A 21,210-nucleotide genomic window follows, 5' to 3' on the forward strand; every position below is an offset into this window, starting at 1 on the left:
CATAACGAAAAGAGGAGAAAAAATGGGAGATTATATTGTAAGGGCGACCGCGGCGGACCACCAGATTCGCGCATTTGCCATCACATCCAGAGAAATGGTGGAGCAGGCGCGCTCCATTCACAATACCAGTCCGGTAGCCGCGGCGGCTCTGGGGCGTCTTCTGACAGCCGGAGCCATGATGGGCTCCATGATGAAGGGTGACGCAGATTTGCTGACCCTGCAGATTAAGGGAGCAGGAGCCATCGGCGGCATTACCGTCACAGCAGATTCCAAGGCCCGGGTAAAGGGCTATGTGGACGAACCCATGGTGCTGCTTCCGCCAAACGCCAAGGGAAAACTGGACGTATCCGGAGCCATCGGACCCGGCACCTTACGTGTCATCAAGGATCTGGGACTGAAGGAGCCTTATGTGGGAACCGTAGAGCTTCAGACCGGAGAAATCGCGGAGGATCTGACCTATTACTTCGCCACCTCCGAGCAGGTGCCCTCCTCGGTAGGACTGGGCGTGCTGCTGAATAAGGACAATACGGTTCAGCAGGCAGGCGGCTTCATTCTTCAGCTGATGCCCTTTACGGACGATAAGGTGATCGACGCCCTGGAGGAAAAGCTTTCGAAGATGGATTCTGTGACGAAGCTTCTCGACCAGGGTATGAGCCCGGAACAGCTTCTGGAATATCTGTTAGGCGATTTTGGTCTGGAGATTAACGATACCATTCCGGCCTCCTGGTATTGTAACTGCAGCAAGGAGCGGGTGGCGCGGGCGATCGCCAGCATCGGCAGCAAGGATATCCGGGAAATGATTCAGGACAATAAGCCCATCGAGGTGAAATGCCATTTTTGTAATCATGCTTATCATTTTAATATAGAAGATTTGAAAGAGATTCTGAGTATAGCGAAAAGGTAAGGAGATCCAGCCATGAGACACGGGTTTATCAGAACGGCGGCGGTGACGCCGAAGATTCAGGTGGCAGATACAAGGGCCAACGGCGCGGAAACCATAAGGCTTGCCAGGGAGGCGGCCGGGAAGGGCGCGAAGATCATCGTATTTCCGGAGCTTGGTATTACCGGATATACCTGTTCCGATTTATTTTTACAGGAGCTGCTTTTAAAGAGCGCCAGAGAGGAGCTGTTCCGCATTGCGAAGGAGACGGCGGGTCTGGACGCGCTGCTTTTTGTAGGACTGCCCTGGGAGAAGGACGGCAAGCTCTACAATGTGGCGGCGGCCCTTTGCGGCGGCCATTTGCTGGGACTGGTGCCGAAGATGCACATTCCCAACTACGGAGAGTTTTATGAGTTGCGCCATTTTACGCCGGGCAGCAGCCAGGTGGAGGACGTGTGGGTTTCCGAAGAGGGCGAAGACGGCGATTATATTCCCTTTGGAACAAATATCTTGTTCACTTGTGAGGAACTTAGCGGCCTGGCGGTGGCAGCGGAGATCTGCGAGGACGTATGGGTGCCCAATCCCCCCAGCATCCGCCATGCGCTGGCAGGGGCGACGGTCATCGTGAACTGCTCGGCCAGCGATGAGACCACCGGGAAGAACCGGTATCGGGAGTCTCTCATCGGCGGACAGTCTGCCCGTCTGGTATGCGGCTACATCTATGCCAATGCGGGAGAGGGAGAATCCAGTCAGGATCTGGTGTTCGGCGGTCATAACCTGATTGCGGAAAACGGAACGATTCTGGCGGAATCCGAGCGGTTTACCCACGGAATCCTTTACGCAGAGCTGGATATCGCCCGTCTGGTGGGCGAGAGAAGAAGAATGACGACCTTTCAGGCGGACGCTTCGGAAGCCTATACGGAGATCGGCTTCCATCTGAAAAAAGAGGATACAGAGCTTACCCGCTATGTGGATCCGTCTCCCTTTGTACCCGGCAGCGACGGCGGACGGCAGCGCCGCTGCGAGGAGATTTTCGCCATTCAGTACATGGGGCTGAAGAAACGTCTGGAGCATACCCACTGCAGGACGGCTGTGGTCGGTATCTCCGGCGGACTGGATTCCACTCTGGCGCTTCTGGTTACGGTAAAGGCCTTTGACAGTCTGGGACTTCCCCGTTCCGGTATCCTGGGTGTAACCATGCCCTGCTTCGGAACCACAGACCGGACCTATCGTAATGCCTGCGATATGGTTGAGAAGCTGGGAGCTACGCTGAAGGAGGTAGATATCCGGGAGGCGGTGACCCTTCATTTCCGGGATATCGGACACGATCCGGCGGTTCACGATGTGACCTATGAGAATTCCCAGGCAAGAGAACGGACCCAGGTGCTGATGAATCTGGCAAATCAGGCGGGGGGTATGGTGATCGGTACCGGCGATATGTCGGAGCTGGCGTTGGGCTGGGCTACCTACAACGGAGACCATATGTCCATGTATGGCGTCAACGCGGGAGTGCCGAAAACTCTGGTGCGCCATCTGGTGCGCTACTATGCGGATACCTGCGGGGATTCCAGGCTGTCCGCGGTGCTTCTGGATGTGCTGGATACGCCGGTGAGTCCGGAGCTTCTGCCGCCCAAGGACGGAGAAATTGCCCAGAAGACAGAGAATCTGGTTGGACCTTATGAGCTTCATGATTTTTATCTGTATTACATTTTACGTTTCGGCTTTGAGCCGGAGAAGATTTACCGGCTGGCCCAGAAAGCCTTTGCGGGCGTGTATGAGAAAGAAACCATACTGAAATGGCTGAAGGTATTCTATCGCAGATATTTTGCTCAGCAGTTCAAGCGTTCCTGTCTGCCGGACGGCCCGAAGGTGGGTTCCGTGGCGGTGTCGCCCCGGGGAGACCTGCGGATGCCAAGCGACGCCTGCGCTGCGCTCTGGCTGGCACAGCTGGAGACGCTGGAGTAGAAACCAGACTGTATATTATGTAAACCAATAAGCAGCAGGGTATCAGGGGCTGCCAATTAAATTCAGGGGAGAAGAACATGGCATTTAAGATTATCACAGATTCTGCGACGGATCTGCCAAAGGAAATTATCGAAAAATATCAGCTTCATGTGATTCCGACGCCGGTTACGATTGACGGAACTGACTATTTTGACGGCAAGACCATTTTCCCGGAGGAATTCTACCGGATTCAGGCTGACGGTGCCGATATCAAAACCTATCATATCAACCAGTATATGTTCCGGGAGAATTTCGAGCCCTACGCGAAGGCCGGGGACGAGGTGCTGTATCTGTGCTTCTCCACAGGAATCGCAGGCACCTTCAATGCGGCGAATCTGGCGAAGGAGGAGCTTCTGGAGGAATATCCGGATTTTAAGCTGACGATCATAGATACAAAATGCGCGTCTCTGGGCTTTGGTCTGGTCGTGGAGAAGGTTTTGCGGATGCAGGCAAACGGCGCGCCGAAGGAGCTGATCCTGGAGGCGGCGCAGTACTTCTGCGATCACATGGAACATATCGTAACCGTAGAGACGCTGGAATATCTGTACAAGGGCGGACGCTTAAACCGTACCTCCGCAGTACTGGGCAGCGTACTGGACGTAAAGCCGATCATCGAGGTCAATGACGAGGGCGCACTGGTAGCTTTTGAGAAGGTGCGGGGACGGCATAAATCCCTGAAGCACTGCGTAGAGCTGGTGGGCGAACGCGGCGTGGAGCTGGATAAGCAGATCATCGGCGTGGTACATGGAAATGATCCCAAGACCTGCGAGCATGTCTGTGAGGTCCTGATGGAGAAATATCATTGCCGCGGAATCATCAAATCCTGGGTAGGCTGCGCCATCGGAGCCCATACAGGCCCGGGAATCATCGGTATTGTGTTCCTCAGTGCAAGTGAGGAGAAGTATGCGGAATACTTGAAATAATAAGGCAGAAAAGAGAAAATGTCCCCCTCGCCGGAAAATACAGCGTGCCCGGAGAGGGGGCATTTTCTCGTTTTTGCTAGCGTCATAATGTCAAGAAAATCTTAAGAATTATCATTGTGAGAAGTTAAAAAAGCCTTGTTATAACTATGGATAGACAGTAGAATGTAAGAGTATCATTTTACTGTCTATCTATGTTTTGAGAACGATATGAGGGTGAGAACATGAACAAAAAGAAAAACACGATTTTGGTCTGTGACGATGACAAGGAGATCGTAGACGCCATAGAGATTTATCTGTCCCAGGAGGGCTACCGGATCCTGAAGGCCTACGACGGGCTGCAGGCAGTGGATATGCTGGAGCGGGAGGACGTGCAGCTTTTACTTATCGATATTATGATGCCGAAGCTGGACGGCCTCAGAGCAACCCTGAAGATCCGGGAAAAGAGCAGCATTCCCATTATCATTCTGTCAGCCAAATCCGAGGACGCGGACAAGATTCTGGGTCTGAATATCGGCGCGGACGATTATGTGACCAAGCCCTTCAATCCGCTGGAGCTGGTGGCGAGGGTGAAGTCCCAGCTTCGCCGTTATACCAAGCTGGGCAACGCCGCAGGAGAGAACCAGAAGGTCTATCAGACCGGTGGCCTGATGATCAACGATGATCTGAAGGAGGTTACGGTGGACGGCGAGCCGGTGAAGCTGACGCCCATTGAGTATAATATTCTGCTGCTTCTGGTGAAAAACCAGGGTAAAGTTTTCTCTATTAATCAGATTTACGAAAGTATCTGGAATGAAGACGCAATTGGTGCAGATAATACGGTGGCGGTGCATATCCGCCATATCCGGGAGAAGATTGAGATTAATGCCAAGGAACCCCGCTATCTGAAGGTAGTCTGGGGAATCGGTTATAAGGTGGAGAAGCTGTAAATGAAGCGATGGGAATATGCAAGGCCGTGGAAGCTGGCGGCTCTTTTAGTTAATCAGATATGCGCTGTGGTGCTGGTACTGTCTGTGGTCGTATGTACGGTCTATGTGAGCGGCAGCGGCTTTGGCTTCGTGGGAAAGGATCAGAACTTTGAGAGCACCGGGTATTACCAGAATGAGGTGCTGGAGCAGATTTACCGCTGTGTCCGGGCAGTCAGCCGGGAGAGTAAGTTTGAAAAAAATGGCGTTTACGACGGAAAGCTGCTGGTAAATATTCAGCAGTACGCGAATAACAGCACCATCGGGAACGGGGATCCGAAGGACGGCGATCTCTATTACGCGCTGGCGGATCTGCTGAACTGGTCTCTGGAGGGAATGGAAACCGGAACCCTGATGAAGATTACCTACGACGACGGTACGGTAGGCTATCTGTCCAAGAGCTTCACCAATTATACGGAGCAGTCCCTGTACAGCGAGGACGGAACCGAGGTGGGTTCCATTTCCAGCATGAACGGAAGCAGCAGTATCGCAAGCTCAACCGCGGCCGCGCCGGAGCGAGAAAAAGCGGAGGAAGGGGCTGCTGCAGAAGAAGCAGCCGTGGACGAGTACGCGGCGGAAGAATACAGTACGGAAGAAGGCTATATAGAGGAATTTATTACCGACGGTGAGGAGATCCCCTTTGGAATGATGCAGGGAACAGTCCGCAATGTGGAGCAGCTGGAGGCTGTGGAGGAGCGTTACGCCCCGGTGGGCTATGACAGCATTACAGCCTATGCAGAGGAGCAGAAGCTGACGACGACCCAGCTGCAGGAGCTCTATCAGGATCTGGAGAGCACGCTTCCGGTTATCTACAATGACTATTTCGCCTATACGGAGAACCTGGAGCTGTTCAGCCCCGGTATGACCAATATGCGTTACTTTGTGATTCCAAAGTCTGTGGAACAGGTTTCCCCGGATGATTTCACCAAGAAGATCTATACCAATATGAAAAGCTTTGGAAAGACAAAATTTTCCAGTTCCGAGGGACTGCTGGATTATATCCGAAGCTATCAGGATTATCTGATCTATGACAGCGGGGATATGAGCTACGATTCCAGCGGTATGCCCATTTCCTTAAGTGAGCTGAGCAGCTATGTGAAGAGCTATCCGCCCTCGGTGGACGGCGACTATATTCTGGCTGTGGCGGTGGATACGGACTATAAGGCCAGTGATAAGCTGGCCCAGTATAAGAAGCAGTATGAGGAAATCGCGCCTGTGAGCCGGATGGCGGTGTACGGCGTGATCCTGGGCACATTGCTTTATCTGCTGACGATGGTATACCTGACGCTGGCAGCAGGACGGAGCACCGAGGAGGACGGGCAGATTGTGCTGAACCGTTTTGATCGGATGCATACAGAGCCGGCGGCCCTGAGCCTTATGATACCGGCCTGGCTGATTCTGGTACTGGTTTCCAACGGCGTGTCTGTGCGGAACCTGGAGATGAGAGAATTCGCGCTGACCGGCGGCGCAACCACCTTTGCGCTGAATCTGCTGTTCCTGATTGGCTATATCAGCCTGGTGCGGAGAATCAAGGCGCATACCTTGTGGAAGAACAGTGTGTTCTGTCTGGTTTGCAATCTCTTTGGGGAAATCATGAGAAACCGGAAGACCACCACAAAAACCATGCTTTCCTACGCAGGCTTTCTGCTGGTAAATGTAGTGCTTCTGATAATGGGAGAATTTGGAATCGTTCTGCTGGCGTTCTTTGACCTGGGAATGGGCATTTTTCTGCTCCGGCAGGCAGTCCAGCGGCAGAAAATTCTGGACGGGATTAAGAAAATTTCCGCAGGGGAGCTGACGGCACAGATTCCTATGAAACAGATCAGTGGAGACAACCGGGTCTTTGCGGAGGCAGTCAACCAGATGGGCAGCGGCCTGTCCGCAGCGGTGGAGAAAAGCGTCAGGGACGAGCGCCTGAAGTCTGATTTGATTACCAATGTATCCCATGACATCAAGACGCCGCTGACGTCGATTATCAATTATGTGGATCTCTTAAAGCGGGAGGATATCCAGAACGAGCGCGCCAGAAACTACATCGCGATTCTGGAGGATAAGGCGCTGAGACTGAAGCACCTGACCGACGATCTGGTGGAGGCTTCCAGGATCAGCTCCGGCAATGTGAAGCTGGAGCTGAACCGCCTTAATTTCCAGGAGCTGATTCAGCAGACCAATGGCGAATTCAGTGAAAAATTTGAGAATAAAGGTCTGAAGCTGGTGGTGGATATGCCGGAGGAGCCGGTGGTGATCGTGGCGGACGGCCGGAGGCTCTGGCGTGTCATCGAGAACCTGTATAACAATACGGCCAAGTACGCTATGCCGAATACCCGGGTCTACGTGGAGCTGACCACGGTGGGGCATATGGTGCGCTTCAGTATCAAAAATATCTCCGAGCAGCCACTGAATATCAACGCGGACGAGCTGACGGAGCGTTTTATCCGGGGAGATGTGGCCCGCAGCACCGAAGGCAGCGGCTTAGGACTTTCCATCGCCCGGAACCTGACGGAGCTTCAAAAGGGAAGCTTCAATATCTATCTGGACGGCGACCTGTTTAAGGCAACCATCATATTCCCGGAAGCGGATTTCCGGCAGGAAAAGGAATAAAAGGACCTGGAATAATGAGAAAGAGAGCTTGCAATTTCTGCAGGCTCTTTTTATAATGGAACGTAACAGGCCATAGGGCGATAGCAGTTTCCAGAAGACCCGCCCGTCTGCCTACACAACATTCACAACAGCAGGAGGAGAAACATGGTTCAATTACTGGAAGGCGGAGCATATCTGCTGAACGGAACAGAGATTATTCCGGATACCAAGGACGCGCCCAGCGTGTTGGAAAGCCAGCTTGGTCAGGTGCCGTCCAAAGAAGAAGCGAAGAAGCAGACCATCGCTTATGGAATACTGGAGTCACACAATACATCCGGCAATATGGACAAGCTGGAGATCAAATTCGATAAGCTGACGTCCCACGATATCACATTTGTAGGAATCATTCAGACAGCCCGGGCTTCGGGACTGGAGAAATTCCCGATTCCCTATGTGCTGACCAACTGTCACAACAGCCTTTGCGCCGTAGGCGGAACCATTAACGAGGATGACCACATGTTTGGCCTGACCTGCGCGAAAAAATACGGCGGCGTCTATGTACCGCCCCATCAGGCAGTAATCCACCAGTTTGCCCGGGAAATGTTGGCAGAGGGCGGCAAGATGATTCTGGGATCTGACAGCCATACCCGCTACGGTGCCCTGGGAACCATGGCCATGGGCGAGGGCGGACCGGAGCTGGTAAAGCAGCTGCTGAACAAGACCTATGATATCAATATGCCCGGCGTAGTAGGCGTGTACCTGACCGGAGAGCCCCAGAAGGGCGTAGGTCCCCAGGACGTGGCGCTGGCTATCATCGGGGCAGTCTTTGAAAAGGGCTATGTGAATAATAAAGTCATGGAGTTTGTGGGAGACGGCGTGGAGAATTTAAGCGCGGACTTCCGTATCGGCATCGACGTCATGACCACAGAGACCACCTGCCTGTCCTCCATCTGGAAGACCGATGACGCCATCAAAGAGTTTTATGAGATTCATGGCAGAGCTGGCGTCTACAAGGAGCTGAAGCCCGGCCCGGTGGCATACTACGACGGCATGATTTATGTGGATCTGAGCGCTGTAAAGCCTATGATCGCCATGCCCTTCCACCCCAGCAATGTCTATACCATCGAGGAGGTAAAGGCAAATCTGGGTGATATCCTGCGGGATGTGGAGAAGAAGGCCCTGGTATCCCTGGGCGGCGCAGTGGATTATCGGCTGACAGACAAGATCCGCGACGGAAAGCTCTACGTGGATCAGGGAATCATTGCAGGCTGTGCAGGCGGCGGCTTTGAAAATATCTGCGCGGCAGCGGATATCTTAAAGGGCGCAAGCATCGGCCCGGATGAATTTACCTTAAGCGTATACCCGGCAAGTATGCCGATTTACATGGAACTGGTAAAAAATGGAACTGCCGCTGCATTGATGGAGACCGGAGCAGTACTGAAGACAGCTTTCTGCGGCCCCTGCTTCGGCGCAGGCGATACGCCGTCCAACAACGGCTTCAGTATCCGGCACTCCACCCGTAACTTCCCGAACCGGGAGGGTTCCAAGCTCCAGAGCGGCCAGATTGCGTCTGTGGCGCTGATGGACGCCCGTTCCATCGCTGCTACCGCAGCCAACAAGGGTTACCTGACCGCGGCCACCGAACTGGACGTGGAATTCAGCAACCCGCGTTACTTTTTTGACAGCAAGATTTACGAGAATCGTGTCTTTGACAGCAAGGGCGTGGCAGATCCGAGCGTAGAGATCAAGTTCGGCCCGAATATCAAGGACTGGCCCGCTATGCCGGCCCTGGCGGAGCATCTGATTCTGAAGGTGGTATCGGAGATTCACGATCCGGTAACCACTACAGACGAGTTGATTCCCTCCGGCGAGACATCCTCTTACCGCTCCAACCCGCTGGGTCTGGCAGAGTTCACCCTGTCCCGGAAGGATCCGGCTTATGTGGGTCTGGCCAAGGAGATTCAGAAAGCCGAGAAGGCCATCGAGGCAGGAGATTGTCCCGCAGAGGCAGTGCCGGAGCTGAAACCGGTATTCCAGAATCTGAATGCGTGGTATCCGGGCGTGGACAAAACCAATGTGGGCGTGGGCAGCACCATCTTTGCGGTGAAGCCGGGCGACGGCTCCGCCAGAGAGCAGGCGGCCTCCTGCCAGAAGGTACTGGGCGGCTGGGCCAATATCGCCAACTCCTACGCCACCAAGCGTTACCGCTCCAACCTGATTAACTGGGGTATGCTGCCCTTCCTGATTGACGAGGGAATCCTTCCCTTTGCCAAGGGCGATTTCCTGTTTGTTCCGGAGATCCGCAAGGCAGTGGAAGAGAAGAAAACCGAGATTCCTGTATACGTGAACGGTGAGAAAGACCGGGAAGTAACCCTGAAGCTGGGCGGACTGACCGACGATGAGCGAGAGATCATTCTGAAGGGCTGTCTGATTAACTATTACAGAGGATAAAAGAAGTAATTTTGAAGTGAAAATGTGGAAAAGGAGTGTGCTGCGAAGTGAATTTGAGCATGCTCCTTTTTGTGTGCCTATATCATGCTTGAAAAACTGATAAAATATAATATAATCTTAAAATAGCAGACAATAATAAAAAAGAGTGGAAAAGCAAGTTATTTCTGCTTTAGAAATAAAAAGAAATGAAAAAGTGATATGGAAATAAGTGGATAAAAAATGAAGTGAATATGAGAATAGACACTTCATTATGAAATGAAAAATGAGAAAAATTGTGAAAAATGCACAAAATAGAAGGCGAAAACAAGTGGAAAAGTGAAAGGTGAATGAAATGAAAAGTAGAAAAATCTATCCGATATTTACTTCATTTGAAGTACGAATTAAAATAAAGTCAAGCAAAGGGAAAGAAAGCAGGGATGATGATGCATGAGATATTAGAAAAAATTGCAAGACTTATACCATCACTGCCGAGAGCGGAACGACGGATTGCAGAAGCCCTTGCGGAGAACCCGGAGGCAATTGAAAGAATGACACTTGCACAGATTTCAAGAGAATCTGGCACGAGTGAAGCTTCCATTGTAAGGTTCTGCAGACGGTTGGGATATGACGGATATACTACTTTGAAAGAAGCTTTTACCGTTGCGAATCATGAAGCGCCTGATACGATCAATACAATAGGCGTACAGGATGACATGACGGCAATTTTGAATAAATTATATAAGAATAATATGGAGGTACTCAGCGAAACGCTTGCCATTAAGGAAAATAAATACGAAGAAGCATTGATGGCGCTGCTGCAGGCTAATTCGATTCATTTTTTTGCAGTAGGAGACGCGTATGTTGCAGCAAAGCTGTCTTATATAAAGTTTAAACGGATAGGAGTTGCCTGTTCGGCAGAGGAAGATATTATGCTTCAGATGATTGCCGCAAGCAATCTGACCAAAAATGATGTGGCGGTTGCCGTATCTTATGAGGGCCGTTCCAGAAATGTGGTAGAAGCAATGAAGATTGCGAAGCAGAGAGGGGCAACGACCATCAGCATTACCAGACGGGATAATTCACCGTTATTGGAGTATACAGACATTCGCCTTTTGGTTTCGGCTAACGACCTGACAGTGGGCCGTGACAAGGTAACAAGACGTATCTCAGATCAGTTCATGCTGGAAGCGCTTTATCTGGGTTATGAATCAAGACTGGGACGAGGTTGCAAAGAACATATCACAGCTACACAGCAGGCAATTGATTATAATAAAATTTAAGAGGAAAATGAAAATGTATAAGCTGGGTGTGTCTCTGCTTGAATTGGATTATAGATATCTTGACAGAGATTTGAAAGCGATAGATGCGGCCGGAGCAGATTATGTGCATATTGATGTGATGGATGGAAATTTTGTTCCGAATCTGGGACTGGGAATCAAATTGATTGAAGGAATCCGTCCAAGCACCAGAAGAATTTTCGATGTACATATGATGACCCTGCATCCTGAAAAATTCATCAGGCGGATAGCGGAAGCGGGCGCGGACATTATTACGGTTCATTATGAAACCTGTGAAAATGTAAAGCAGGTAATGAGCGATATCAGGGCGCTTGGGCGAAAGGCGGGAGTAGTGCTGAAGCCGGGAACGCCGCTTACCGTGTTGGATGAGGAAATCCTGCGTATGGCAGATGTGGTACAGCTGATGACTACAGAACCGGGAGTCGAGGGTCAGACCTTCATTCCGGAATCGCTGGAAAAAATCCGCAGACTTCGTGAGAAACTGAACCAGATGGGTCTGGATACAGATATCGAAGTGGACGGTAATATTACAAAGGAAAATATTGGAGCTGTTGCAGCAGCCGGAGCTACCATATTTGTATCAGGAAGAGCAATTGTAAAAGGAAATATGGAAGAAAATATCCGTTGGATGCAGCAGGAAATTCGCAAAGGGAAAGAAGGTAAGCAGACGTGAAGTATGTAATAGGCATTGATTTGGGCACAAGCGCAACAAAGACAATTCTTGTGAATGAACAGGGAGAAACTGTAGCTTCCGCAGAACATTCTTATCCCATGTATCAGCCGCATAACGGTTGGGCAGAACAGGATCCCCACGACTGGCGGAATGCAGTTCTGGACACGCTGAAAGCCGTGGTAGAAAAAGCGGGGGTAAAGAGTGAGGATGTAAAGGGAATCGGACTTTCCGGACAGATGCATGGCTCGGTACTTCTGGATGAAAATGGAGAAACGATTGGGAACACCATTCTCTGGTGTGATCAGAGAAGTTCGGCACAGGTAGACGAAATGTTGGAAGCCCTTCCGATGGAGAAATGGCTGGAGATTTCCGCAAATCCGCCTTTGGCGGCCTGGACAGCAGCCAAGATTCTCTGGATTCGGGAAAATGAGCCTGAAAAATTCAAGAAATGCAGACACATTCTTCTGCCGAAAGATTATATTCGCTATGTACTGACGGGAGTATTTGCAACGGACGTATCCGATGCAACAGGCATGCAGCTTTTAGATGTAAAAAACCGTTGCTGGTCTGAAGAAATCCTGGATGCGTTAAAGATTGATAAAAATCTTCTGGGTAAAGTATATGAGAGTCAGGAAGTGACAGGAACCCTTCTTCCGAAAATCGCAGAACAGTGTGGGCTTTCCAAAGATACAGTAGTAGTAGCGGGTGGAAGTGACAATGCCTGCGCGGGAGTAGGAACCGGAGTGGTTCATGAAGGACAGGCCTTTGTTACCTTAGGAACCTCATCCGTTGTGTATTCACACTTTGATAAATATATCAGTATTCCGGAGGGTGGTCTCCATGTATGCTGCTGTGCAGTTCCGGGATGTTGGCATTCCATGGGTGGCCCCATGTCCGCAGGTTTGTCTGTGGAGTGGTTTAAGGATATGTTCTGTCAGGATTTGATTGAAAGAGCAAAGAAAGAAGGAAAGTCTTTTTATACTCTGCTGACAGAGCTGGTTGAGAAGATTCCGGTTGGAAGCGAAAAGCTGATTTACCTGCCGTTCCTGATGGGAGAGAGAACACCCCATATGGATCCGCTGTACAGGGGCGCTTTTCTGGGACTGAATACAGTACATACCCAGGCGCACATGCTTCGCGCTATCATGGAAGGCGTGGTATTCTGCCTGGCAGACTGCAATGATCTCTTAAAGGATCAGGGCATTGAGATTACCTCTCTTCGCGCCTGCGGCGGTGGAAGCACAAGCCCGGTGTACAGAAAAATGCTGGCGGATCTGTTCCGCTGTGGTATCCATACGTTGGCCAACAAGGAAGGAGGAGCCGCTTTCGGAGCTGCGATTCTGGCAGGCGTAGGCGCCGGAATTTATCCTTCTGTACGGGAAGCCTGCGATAAATTTATCCAGGAGCAGGATACCATGGACTTCGATCCGGCAGAAGCTGACCTGTATGAGAAATACCATGCAGTATATGATCAGATGTATGGCGCATTGAAAAAGAGTTTTACGGATCTGGCACATTTATAAAAAGGAAGGAAGAAAAATGTCCCTGATGTATACAGAAAACATTTTAAAAGAACTAGGGCAGGCAGTGTCCGGAATCGATGAAGAGGAGCTTCAGAAGGCGGCGGAGCTGATTCTTGGAGCAGGACAGATATTCTGCGATGGGCTGGGAAGAAGCGGTTTGAGCTGTAAGGCTTTTGCCATGCGCCTGATGCATTTGGGATGTAAAAGTTATTTTGTAGGAGAAACAACGACAACTGCCATTCAGAAAGGTGATTTGCTTCTTCTCTGCAGCGGTTCAGGCGAATCCAAAGCGCTGATTTCCCATGGGGAAAAAGCAAAGGAGAAAGGAGCCATGCTCCTGCTGGTGACCGGTAATCCGGAATCTACACTGGGAAAAATGGCAGATGTAACACTGGTGGTTAAAGCGCCAAAGAAAGAGGACAGGGAAGCGGTATCGATTATGCCTATGGGAACATTGTTTGAAGGAGGCTCCTGTCTGGTTTTTGAAAATCTGGTTCTTGTGTTGATGAAAGCTAAGAATGAAACCAGTGAAAGTATGTTCAAACGGCATGCGAATCTGGAATAAAAGGGGGAATTACCATGATAAAGTTAGGCCTGAATACATGGCTTTGGGCTGTAACCTTCGGCGAAGAGGATTTGTATTGCATTGATGAAATTGCCAGGCTGGGGGCCGAAGCAATTGATTTGTCCGTAAACGATCCGTTTCATTTTCCGGCTGCAAAGGCGGCAGAGAAGTTGAAACAGTATGATATGGAGGTCATTGTGACTACGGCCATGTCAAAGGAGTACAATGCGATTTCACCGGATCCGAAGGAAAGGGAAGCAGCTCTGGTCTACATGAAAAAGCTTCTGGATGTGGCACACGAGGTGGGAGCAAAGATTGTGGGCGGCGTTAATTACGTAGGTTCCGGTTATCATACGGGAAAGCCCCGTACCCAGCAGGAAATCGACTGGGATGTGGAATATCTGAAGCAGGCGAGTGAGTATGCAGCCCAGTATGGTATTACCATAGCGCTTGAGGCTATCAAACGTTTTGAGTCGCATTTCCTGAATCGGGCGGAGCAGGCATTGGAGCTCATTGACCTGGTGGGAGCAGACAATATTAAGGTTCATCTGGATACCTTCCATATGAATATTGAAGAGGACGATATCCCCGGCGCTATCCGGTTATGTGGCGACAAGCTGGCATACATGCATTTGGTAGACAGCAATCGCGGTACGCCTGGTATGGGACATATCCCGTGGTTAGACGTATTTAAAGCATTGAAGGATATTGATTATCACGGAGCGGGTTGTGTGGAAACTTTCAATCCACAGAAATTAGATGAAATTGCACCGCTTACCTATCTGACAAGACGCTTCGCAGATACGCCGGAAGAGCTGGCGGAGCAGGGACTGCGTTACTTAAAGGCAGCCCGGACTATGGTTTACGGCGTATAACATGTATCAGGTTCTGACCGGGGCGACCGGTGAACATAAAAACTTTTTCTATAATAAAAGGAGGAAGAACATGAAAAAGAAAGTAGTAGCAGCATTGATGAGCGTGGCTATGGTAGCTACACTGCTCGCAGGATGTGGAAGCAAGGCAGAGGATACAACAACTGCAACTGACACAACAGCAACAACAGAGGACACAGCTGATAAGGCAGACGAAGCCGCAGCGGATACCAAAGAGGGCGGACACAAGTTTGGTTATACCTACTGGGCAGCATCTGATTTCTTCTCAACGATTGGCGACACCTTAACTGAGATCGCAAAAGAAAATGGCGATGAGGTTATCGTTGTTGACGCACAGCAGGATCAGTCTAAGCAGATCAGCATTATCGAGGACTTTATTACACAGGGCGTTGACGCCGTATTCCTGAACCCGGTAGACCGCGAAGGCATTGAGCCGGCACTGGATATGCTGGCAGAAGCAAACATTCCGGTTGTAAATATTGATACAGCTGTTGCAAATCTGGATAAGGTTAAATCCTACGTGGCATCTGATAACTATGGCGCTGGCGTACAGTGTGCAGAGAAGCTTATTGAGCTCGTTCCGGATGGCGGCGAGGTAGCAATTCTTGACTACCCGGCAAACTCTGCTTGTGTAGACCGTGTAAACGGCTTCACAGATACTATCAAGGATAAGGGTTACACCATCGTTGCTCAGCAGGATGCTCAGGGTAAGCCGGATCCGGGTCTTTCCAAGACACAGGATATCCTGCAGGCTAACCCGAACATCGTAGCAGTATTTGGTTGCAATGATCAGTGCGCTCAGGGCGCTTACGCAGCTATCAACGAAGCAGGCTCCAAGGCAATTATCCTTGGCGTTGACGGTTCTCCGGAAGGCAAGGAGTACATCTCTGAGGGCGGTGCTTTTGTAGCAACAGCAGCTCAGTCTCCGAAGAAGATGGCAGCTGATTCTATCGAGACTGCATACAAGATTCTTGCCGGCGAGGACTATGAGACCAACATCGCAGTTCCGACCTTCATCATCGACAAGAGCAATGTAGCAGATTACATGGATGGATGGCAGTAAGTCCATATAGGATAGACAAGAATAAAGTTCAATAAGCAATAAAATCAGAGTTGTCCCGGCGGCTGCGGGAGTGGCAGCTGGGACAACTCTTTAGAGTCAGAATAGGAGGAATCGATTTGAGCACCTTACTGGAAATGAAAGGTATTTGCAAATCGTTCAATGGCGTTCCGGCTTTGCGTGATGTTCAGCTCACGCTGGAAAGCGGCGAAGTTCATGCCCTGCTGGGTGAGAATGGAGCAGGAAAATCCACGCTGATCAAGATTCTGGGCGGTATTTACAGCAAGGATTCCGGCGAGGTATATATTGACGGTAAGCAGGTTGAAATTACAAATGTAAAAGAAGCGCGGGCAAACGGAATCAGTATTATTCATCAGGAGCTGATGATGCTGCCGCAGATGAGTATTTATGAAAACGTATTTCTGGGACAGGAATACAAGAATAATGGTTTTGTAAAGCGCAATGAAATGATACAGAAGACACAGGAAATGCTGGAATTCTTCTCTTTGGATCTGGATCCGAGGGAGAAGCTGGGTCGTCTGCCGATTGCACAGCAGCAGATTATTGAGATTATCCGGGCAATTTCCTTTGGAGCGCGTATTATTGTTATGGACGAGCCGACCTCATCCCTTTCGGATAAGGAGGTTGAATTCCTCTTTAACGCAATTCGCCGTCTGAAAAAGCAGAATGTAGGAATTATCTATATTTCTCATAGAATGTCAGAGCTGGATGAGATTGCGGACAGAGTAACAGTTATGCGTGATGGCGGGTATGTTTCCACTGAGATTGTAAAGGAAGTTACCCGTGAACAGTTGATTACGAAAATGGTAGGTCGTACATTGGGCGACTATTATATACATACCCACACACCTTCAGACGAAGTGGTTTTTAAAGTGAATGATTACAGCGATGGAAATATGGTTCACAACGCTTCCTTCGAGCTGAAGAAGGGAGAGGTTCTTGGATTTGCAGGTCTGGTAGGAGCGGGTCGAAGTGAACTGATGAATGCAGTCTTCGGTGTATCTAAAAAAACCTCCGGCAGTCTGGAGATGGATGGAAAACCTCTGGAAATTCACGGCGTAAAGGATGCCATGAAGGCAGGTATTGCGCTGGTTCCGGAGGATCGTAAATTCGAAGCCCTCTATCCGGATCAGAGCGTACGTTATAATATGACCATTGAGGTCATGAATAAATTCCTGAAGGCAGGAAGCTATAATAAGAAGACAGAAAAGTCTATCGTGGACGAGTATGTGGAGAAGATGTCTGTGAAGCTGGCATCCCCGGAGCAGAAAATTGTACGTCTGAGCGGAGGAAATCAGCAGAAAGTGATTATTGGCCGTTGGCTGGCTACGGATCCGAAGATTCTGATTCTGGACGAGCCGACACGAGGCGTAGACGTCGGAGCAAAGATGGAGATTTACGACATCATAGATAATCTGGCTAAGGAAGGCGTATCTATCATCGTCGTTTCATCCGAACTTCCTGAAGTACTGGGAATCTGCGACAGGATTGTTGTTATGGGTGAAGGAAAGATTCGTGGAATCTTAGACCGCGAAGAAGCAAATCAGGAGAAAATCATGTCTCTTGCAACGACTGAGTCATAGAATGACAGGTCAGAAAGGAACAAAAAATGAAAGAGAAGAAAAGCGGAATTCTGGGCTCTTCATCAAGCCTGGCTGTTATAAAAAATAATTTGGGATTGCTGATCGCCTTTTTAGTACTTTGCGTTGGCGCGACAGCAGTTTTGGGAGATACTTTCTTTGCATGGAAAAACTTTTCCAACGTTATTAAACAGTTATCAACCAATATGTTTCTTGCCTGTGGTATGACGCTGGTTATTATGCTCGGCGGAATCGATCTTTCCGTAGGCTCTGTGATTGCTATGGTAGGCTGCTTTGCGGCAGGATTTATATCCTATCTGGGATTGCCCTCCGGTGCAGCTATTTTACTGGCAATTCTGCTGGGAGCATGTCTGGGACTTTTTAATGGTGCGGTTGCCGCATTCACTACGATTCCGCCGTTCATCATTACACTGGCAACGATGAATATCGGACGTGGTATCGCGCGTGTATACAGTGCTACAAAGACCATTACAGTAAGCGATTCCTTCTTTAAATCTATTGCCGCTACTTATGTGGGACCGATTCCGATTCAGGTTATCTATATTGTAATTGTAGTAGCTCTTACAGCAGTGATCCTGAACCGTACGCAGCTGGGACGCCACATTCTTGCAACCGGTGGTAACATGCAGGCCGCTGCATATTCAGGCGTCAATACAAAGGTTGTTACGTTGTTTGTATTTGTATACAGCAGTATTCTGGCTTCCCTGGCAGGAATTATTTCATCCTCACGTCTGTTTTCCGGTACGCATACGGCAGGTGAGAGTGCAGAGATGGATGCTATCGCAGCCGTAGTTCTGGGCGGTACCAGTATGGCCGGTGGTTCCGGAAGTATTTCGGGAACAGTATTCGGTGTATTTATCATCGCTATCCTGAATAACATTATGAACCTGTACGGTATCGATGCTTCCTGGCAGTATATCGTAAAAGGTATCGTAATTATGATTGCGGTATTCATCGATTATTTCAAGAGCAGAAACGAGAAATAGTTATGGAAAAAGAAGCTTATACCAGATGTTTGAAGGAAACCTTTGCCATAGAAGCAGAGTGCCTCAGAGAGGGCGCGGCGGCAGTGGATATGGATGAATTTGAAAAAGCGGTTAAGCTGTTGGCGGAGGCTCCGAAAATCGGAGCCTCCGGTTGCGGTCATTCGGGAATTGCCTGTAGGGATTTTGCACATTTGATGTGTTGTATCGAGCGTCCTGCCAGATTCATATCTCCGGCAGAGGCAGTGCATGGAGCTACCGGTTTCCTGGAGGAAGGCGATGCGATGCTTTTTCTTTCCAGGGGAGGGAAGACAGGAGAACTTCTCCCGATTCTGGACATCTGCAAAAAAAAGAAGGTTCATGTGATTACGGTAACAGAAAATCCACAGTCGCCCCTTGCCCAAAATGCGGATGCTGTCCTGAAAATGCATATTACCCGGGAAACTGACAGATATAACAGTCAGGGAACTACCAGTACCACGGCGGCAATGGTGATTTTTCATGCATTGCAGGCTGCGCTGATAGAAGAAACCGGTTTCCGGAATGAGAGCTTTGCTCTGATTCATCCGGGGGGAGCTATGGGAGAAAAACTAAAGAAAGAATTTGAAGTACATTAATATCAAGAAAGCAGGCTGCTTACAATATATGTAAAATAGCCTGCTTTTATAGTTATTTAGCCTTCTTCTGTATGCACCCGTGGCAGCGTAAAGATAAATTCCGTTCCTACGCCCTCTGTGGAAATGGCGTTGATGTGCTCGCCGTGGGAGTTGATGATTTCCTTTACGATGGACAGTCCCAGACCGGTTCCCTTTTTATCTTTTCCCCGGGAGGAGTCGGTCTTGTAGAAGCGCTCCCAGATTTTCTTCATGCTGTCCCTGGGAATGCCGACGCCCTGATCCTTTACCGAGATAAATACCTTTTCGTGCCGCAGGGTTGTCTCGATGGTGATGACAGAATTATCCGGACTGAACTTGATGGCGTTATCCAGAAGGTTGTACATAACCTGCTGAATTTTTCCCATATCTGCGGACACAAACTGCTGTCTGGCGTCAAAAAGCAGCTCCATGGAAATATGGCGGGCTGTACAGCGGCCCTCGAAGGAGGCTACCGTATCCTTGATGACGGCGTTGATATCGAAATCGGTGATATCCAGCCGGTTTTTCTTGGTGTCAAAGGAATTTAAGGTCAGAAGACCGCTGGTCAGCTTGTTCAGGCGCTCCGTTTCCATCAGGACGATGCGCAGGTATTTCTCCTGCATTTCCGGCGGAATGGTACCGTCCAGAATCGCCTCCACGTAGCCCTTGATGGAGGTCAGGGGAGAGCGGAAATCGTGGGAAATATTAGCCACAAACTTTTTCTGATATTCATCGGTTTCGCCCAGCTCATGGGCCATATAATTCAGCGTAGCGGCCAGTTGGCCGATCTCATCTTCTCCGTAAATCTGCAATGCATAAGAAAAATTTCCCTCAGCGTACTGCCTGGCTGCTGCCGTGATCTTCAGCAGGGGCCGGTATACGGTAAAGGTAAAGACGCCCAGCACCAGCAGGGAAAATACAAAGATAAAAAGCAGGGTCAGGTAGGTGATATTGAGAAGCGAGTCCCTTTCCCGGGTCAGCTCTGACATAGGAAGGTGAATCAGGACATAGCCCCGGGGCTTGAAGTTGTAGCTGATGGGCGCGGCAACGGTGAGGGTGTCCTCCTGGAACATACCGTAGAAATTGCCGATCATATAGTAAGTGCTTCCCATATCCGTGGGATCAAAATCCTCAATCACCGTGGCGGATTCGCCGGAATATCCGGCAGCGGAGTTTACCAGTACGGTACCGTCTGCGTTGAGCAGCCAGATATCCGCGCCCAGGTAGGTATCCAGCGCCTGAAAATGGGAATGGATCGTGCTTAAGGAGCGGGAATCTGCGGAATCCGAATAATAATTCCGTACAAAATTAGAGGAAATATAGTTGGCCTCCCGGTACAGATCCTCCGCCTCATTTTTCGTCAGATAGTCCAGCGTCAGCTGGGAACTGAATACCGCGATGGTGAAGAAGCTTAAAAAGCCGAAAATCAGATAGGCCAGTATGAATTTCAGGTACAGGGAGTGCTTCATAGTTCTTATCCTTTGACGTCGAATTTATAACCAATGCCCCAGACGGTAGTCAAGCTCCAGGCGGGGTGATCCTTAATCTTTTCCCGGAGACGCTTGATATGTACGTCCACGGTCCGGGTATCGCCGATATACTCATAACCCCAGATATGATCGAGAAGCTGTTCCCGGGTAAATACCTGGTTGGGTGAGGAGGCCAGGAAATACAGAAGCTCCAGCTCCTTAGGCGGCATATCCACCGGTTTGCCCTGATACAGGACGGAGTAGTTGGTCTGGTTGATGACCAGATCCGGATATTCTACAATCTTGGCAGAGGGTGAGGCGGTGTCTGCCGGTTTTGCCGGCTGATAACGCCGGAGTACGGCCTTGACGCGGGCCACCAGCTCCTTGGAATCAAAGGGCTTGATGATATAGTCGTCTGCGCCCAGCTCCAGTCCCAGAACCTTGTCGAAGACCTCGCCCTTGGCGGACAGCATGATGATAGGAGTGCTGGATTTGGCGCGGATTTCCCGGCAGACCTGATAACCGTCGATACCCGGCAGCATCAGATCCAGCAGGATCAGCTGGGGCTTGAAGGTATCAAAGACCTTCAGGGCCTCTTCGCCGTCATTGACAATCATGGTTTCATAGCATTCCTTGGTTAGGTACAGAGAAATCAGCTCTGCAATATTGTTATCGTCGTCGACGATGAGAATTTTCTGTTTAGCTACCAT

The 21,210-nt window shown here is 49.9% G+C and carries 17 protein-coding genes; 15 read left to right on the forward strand and 2 right to left on the reverse strand.

Annotation, left to right across the window (positions count from 1 at the left end):
• Positions 1–22: 22 nt before the first annotated feature.
• The 15 genes from hslO to ACTNCH_RS09290 all read left to right on the forward strand — a co-directional run bounded on the left by hslO (position 23) and on the right by ACTNCH_RS09290 (position 19,013).
• Entirely contained in the window at positions 23–904 is an 882-nt protein-coding gene (hslO, locus tag ACTNCH_RS09220) for an Hsp33 family molecular chaperone HslO (RefSeq protein WP_441018735.1), read from the forward strand.
• Between the two features lie 12 nt (positions 905–916).
• Positions 917–2,845: an NAD(+) synthase gene (locus ACTNCH_RS09225; RefSeq protein ID WP_441018737.1), complete on the forward strand. Its 1,929-nt coding sequence runs from the start codon at positions 917–919 to the stop codon at positions 2,843–2,845.
• A gap of 77 nt (positions 2,846–2,922) precedes the next feature.
• Entirely contained in the window at positions 2,923–3,807 is an 885-nt protein-coding gene (locus ACTNCH_RS09230) for a DegV family protein (RefSeq protein WP_441018739.1), read from the forward strand.
• 221 nt (positions 3,808–4,028) lie between these two features.
• Positions 4,029–4,733, forward strand: coding sequence for a response regulator transcription factor (locus ACTNCH_RS09235; RefSeq protein ID WP_441018741.1), 705 nt, complete (start codon positions 4,029–4,031; stop codon positions 4,731–4,733).
• Entirely contained in the window at positions 4,734–7,370 is a 2,637-nt protein-coding gene (locus tag ACTNCH_RS09240) for a sensor histidine kinase (RefSeq protein ID WP_441018743.1), read from the forward strand. It begins immediately after the preceding gene.
• Between the two features lie 144 nt (positions 7,371–7,514).
• Complete coding sequence (locus tag ACTNCH_RS09245; protein WP_441018745.1) at positions 7,515–9,800, forward strand: hydratase; 2,286 nt, start codon at positions 7,515–7,517, stop codon at positions 9,798–9,800.
• 422 nt (positions 9,801–10,222) lie between these two features.
• Positions 10,223–11,059 (forward strand): MurR/RpiR family transcriptional regulator, encoded by an 837-nt coding sequence (locus ACTNCH_RS09250; protein WP_441018747.1) that lies wholly within the window; start codon positions 10,223–10,225, stop codon positions 11,057–11,059.
• Positions 11,060–11,066: 7 nt separating this feature from the next.
• Positions 11,067–11,750: a ribulose-phosphate 3-epimerase gene (gene rpe / locus ACTNCH_RS09255; protein WP_262670773.1), complete on the forward strand. Its 684-nt coding sequence runs from the start codon at positions 11,067–11,069 to the stop codon at positions 11,748–11,750.
• On the forward strand, positions 11,747–13,273 hold the full coding sequence (xylB, locus tag ACTNCH_RS09260; protein ID WP_441018750.1) for a xylulokinase: 1,527 nt from the start codon (positions 11,747–11,749) through the stop codon (positions 13,271–13,273). Before rpe ends, xylB begins: the two co-directional genes overlap by 4 nt.
• A gap of 16 nt (positions 13,274–13,289) precedes the next feature.
• A complete protein-coding gene (gene hxlB / locus ACTNCH_RS09265; RefSeq protein WP_441018752.1) occupies positions 13,290–13,838 on the forward strand; it encodes a 6-phospho-3-hexuloisomerase in 549 nt (182 codons plus the stop codon).
• A 14-nt stretch (positions 13,839–13,852) separates the two neighbouring features.
• Positions 13,853–14,713, forward strand: coding sequence for a sugar phosphate isomerase/epimerase family protein (locus tag ACTNCH_RS09270; protein ID WP_441018754.1), 861 nt, complete (start codon positions 13,853–13,855; stop codon positions 14,711–14,713).
• Between the two features lie 70 nt (positions 14,714–14,783).
• Positions 14,784–15,794 (forward strand): sugar ABC transporter substrate-binding protein, encoded by a 1,011-nt coding sequence (locus tag ACTNCH_RS09275; protein WP_158363620.1) that lies wholly within the window; start codon positions 14,784–14,786, stop codon positions 15,792–15,794.
• Between the two features lie 110 nt (positions 15,795–15,904).
• Positions 15,905–17,395, forward strand: coding sequence for a sugar ABC transporter ATP-binding protein (locus tag ACTNCH_RS09280; protein ID WP_262670777.1), 1,491 nt, complete (start codon positions 15,905–15,907; stop codon positions 17,393–17,395).
• A 26-nt stretch (positions 17,396–17,421) separates the two neighbouring features.
• Entirely contained in the window at positions 17,422–18,399 is a 978-nt protein-coding gene (locus tag ACTNCH_RS09285; RefSeq protein ID WP_158363619.1) for an ABC transporter permease, read from the forward strand.
• A gap of 2 nt (positions 18,400–18,401) precedes the next feature.
• Positions 18,402–19,013 carry a KpsF/GutQ family sugar-phosphate isomerase gene (locus tag ACTNCH_RS09290; RefSeq protein WP_158363618.1) on the forward strand — a complete coding sequence of 204 codons (612 nt, stop codon included), beginning with the start codon at positions 18,402–18,404 and terminating at the stop codon, positions 19,011–19,013.
• A 56-nt stretch (positions 19,014–19,069) separates the two neighbouring features.
• Here the strand turns inward: ACTNCH_RS09290 and ACTNCH_RS09295 are convergent, their stop codons facing one another.
• Together ACTNCH_RS09295 and ACTNCH_RS09300 are read right to left on the reverse strand one after the other, a co-directional pair.
• Positions 19,070–20,500, reverse strand: a complete 1,431-nt coding sequence (locus ACTNCH_RS09295; RefSeq protein WP_441018757.1) for a HAMP domain-containing sensor histidine kinase — start codon at positions 20,498–20,500, stop codon at positions 19,070–19,072.
• 5 nt (positions 20,501–20,505) lie between these two features.
• Positions 20,506–21,210 carry a response regulator gene (locus tag ACTNCH_RS09300; RefSeq protein WP_441018759.1) on the reverse strand — a complete coding sequence of 235 codons (705 nt, stop codon included), beginning with the start codon at positions 21,208–21,210 and terminating at the stop codon, positions 20,506–20,508.

Origin of the sequence: Candidatus Merdisoma sp. HCP28S3_D10, assembly GCF_052065835.1 — a bacterium.
GTDB lineage: Bacteria > Bacillota > Clostridia > Lachnospirales > Lachnospiraceae > Laedolimicola.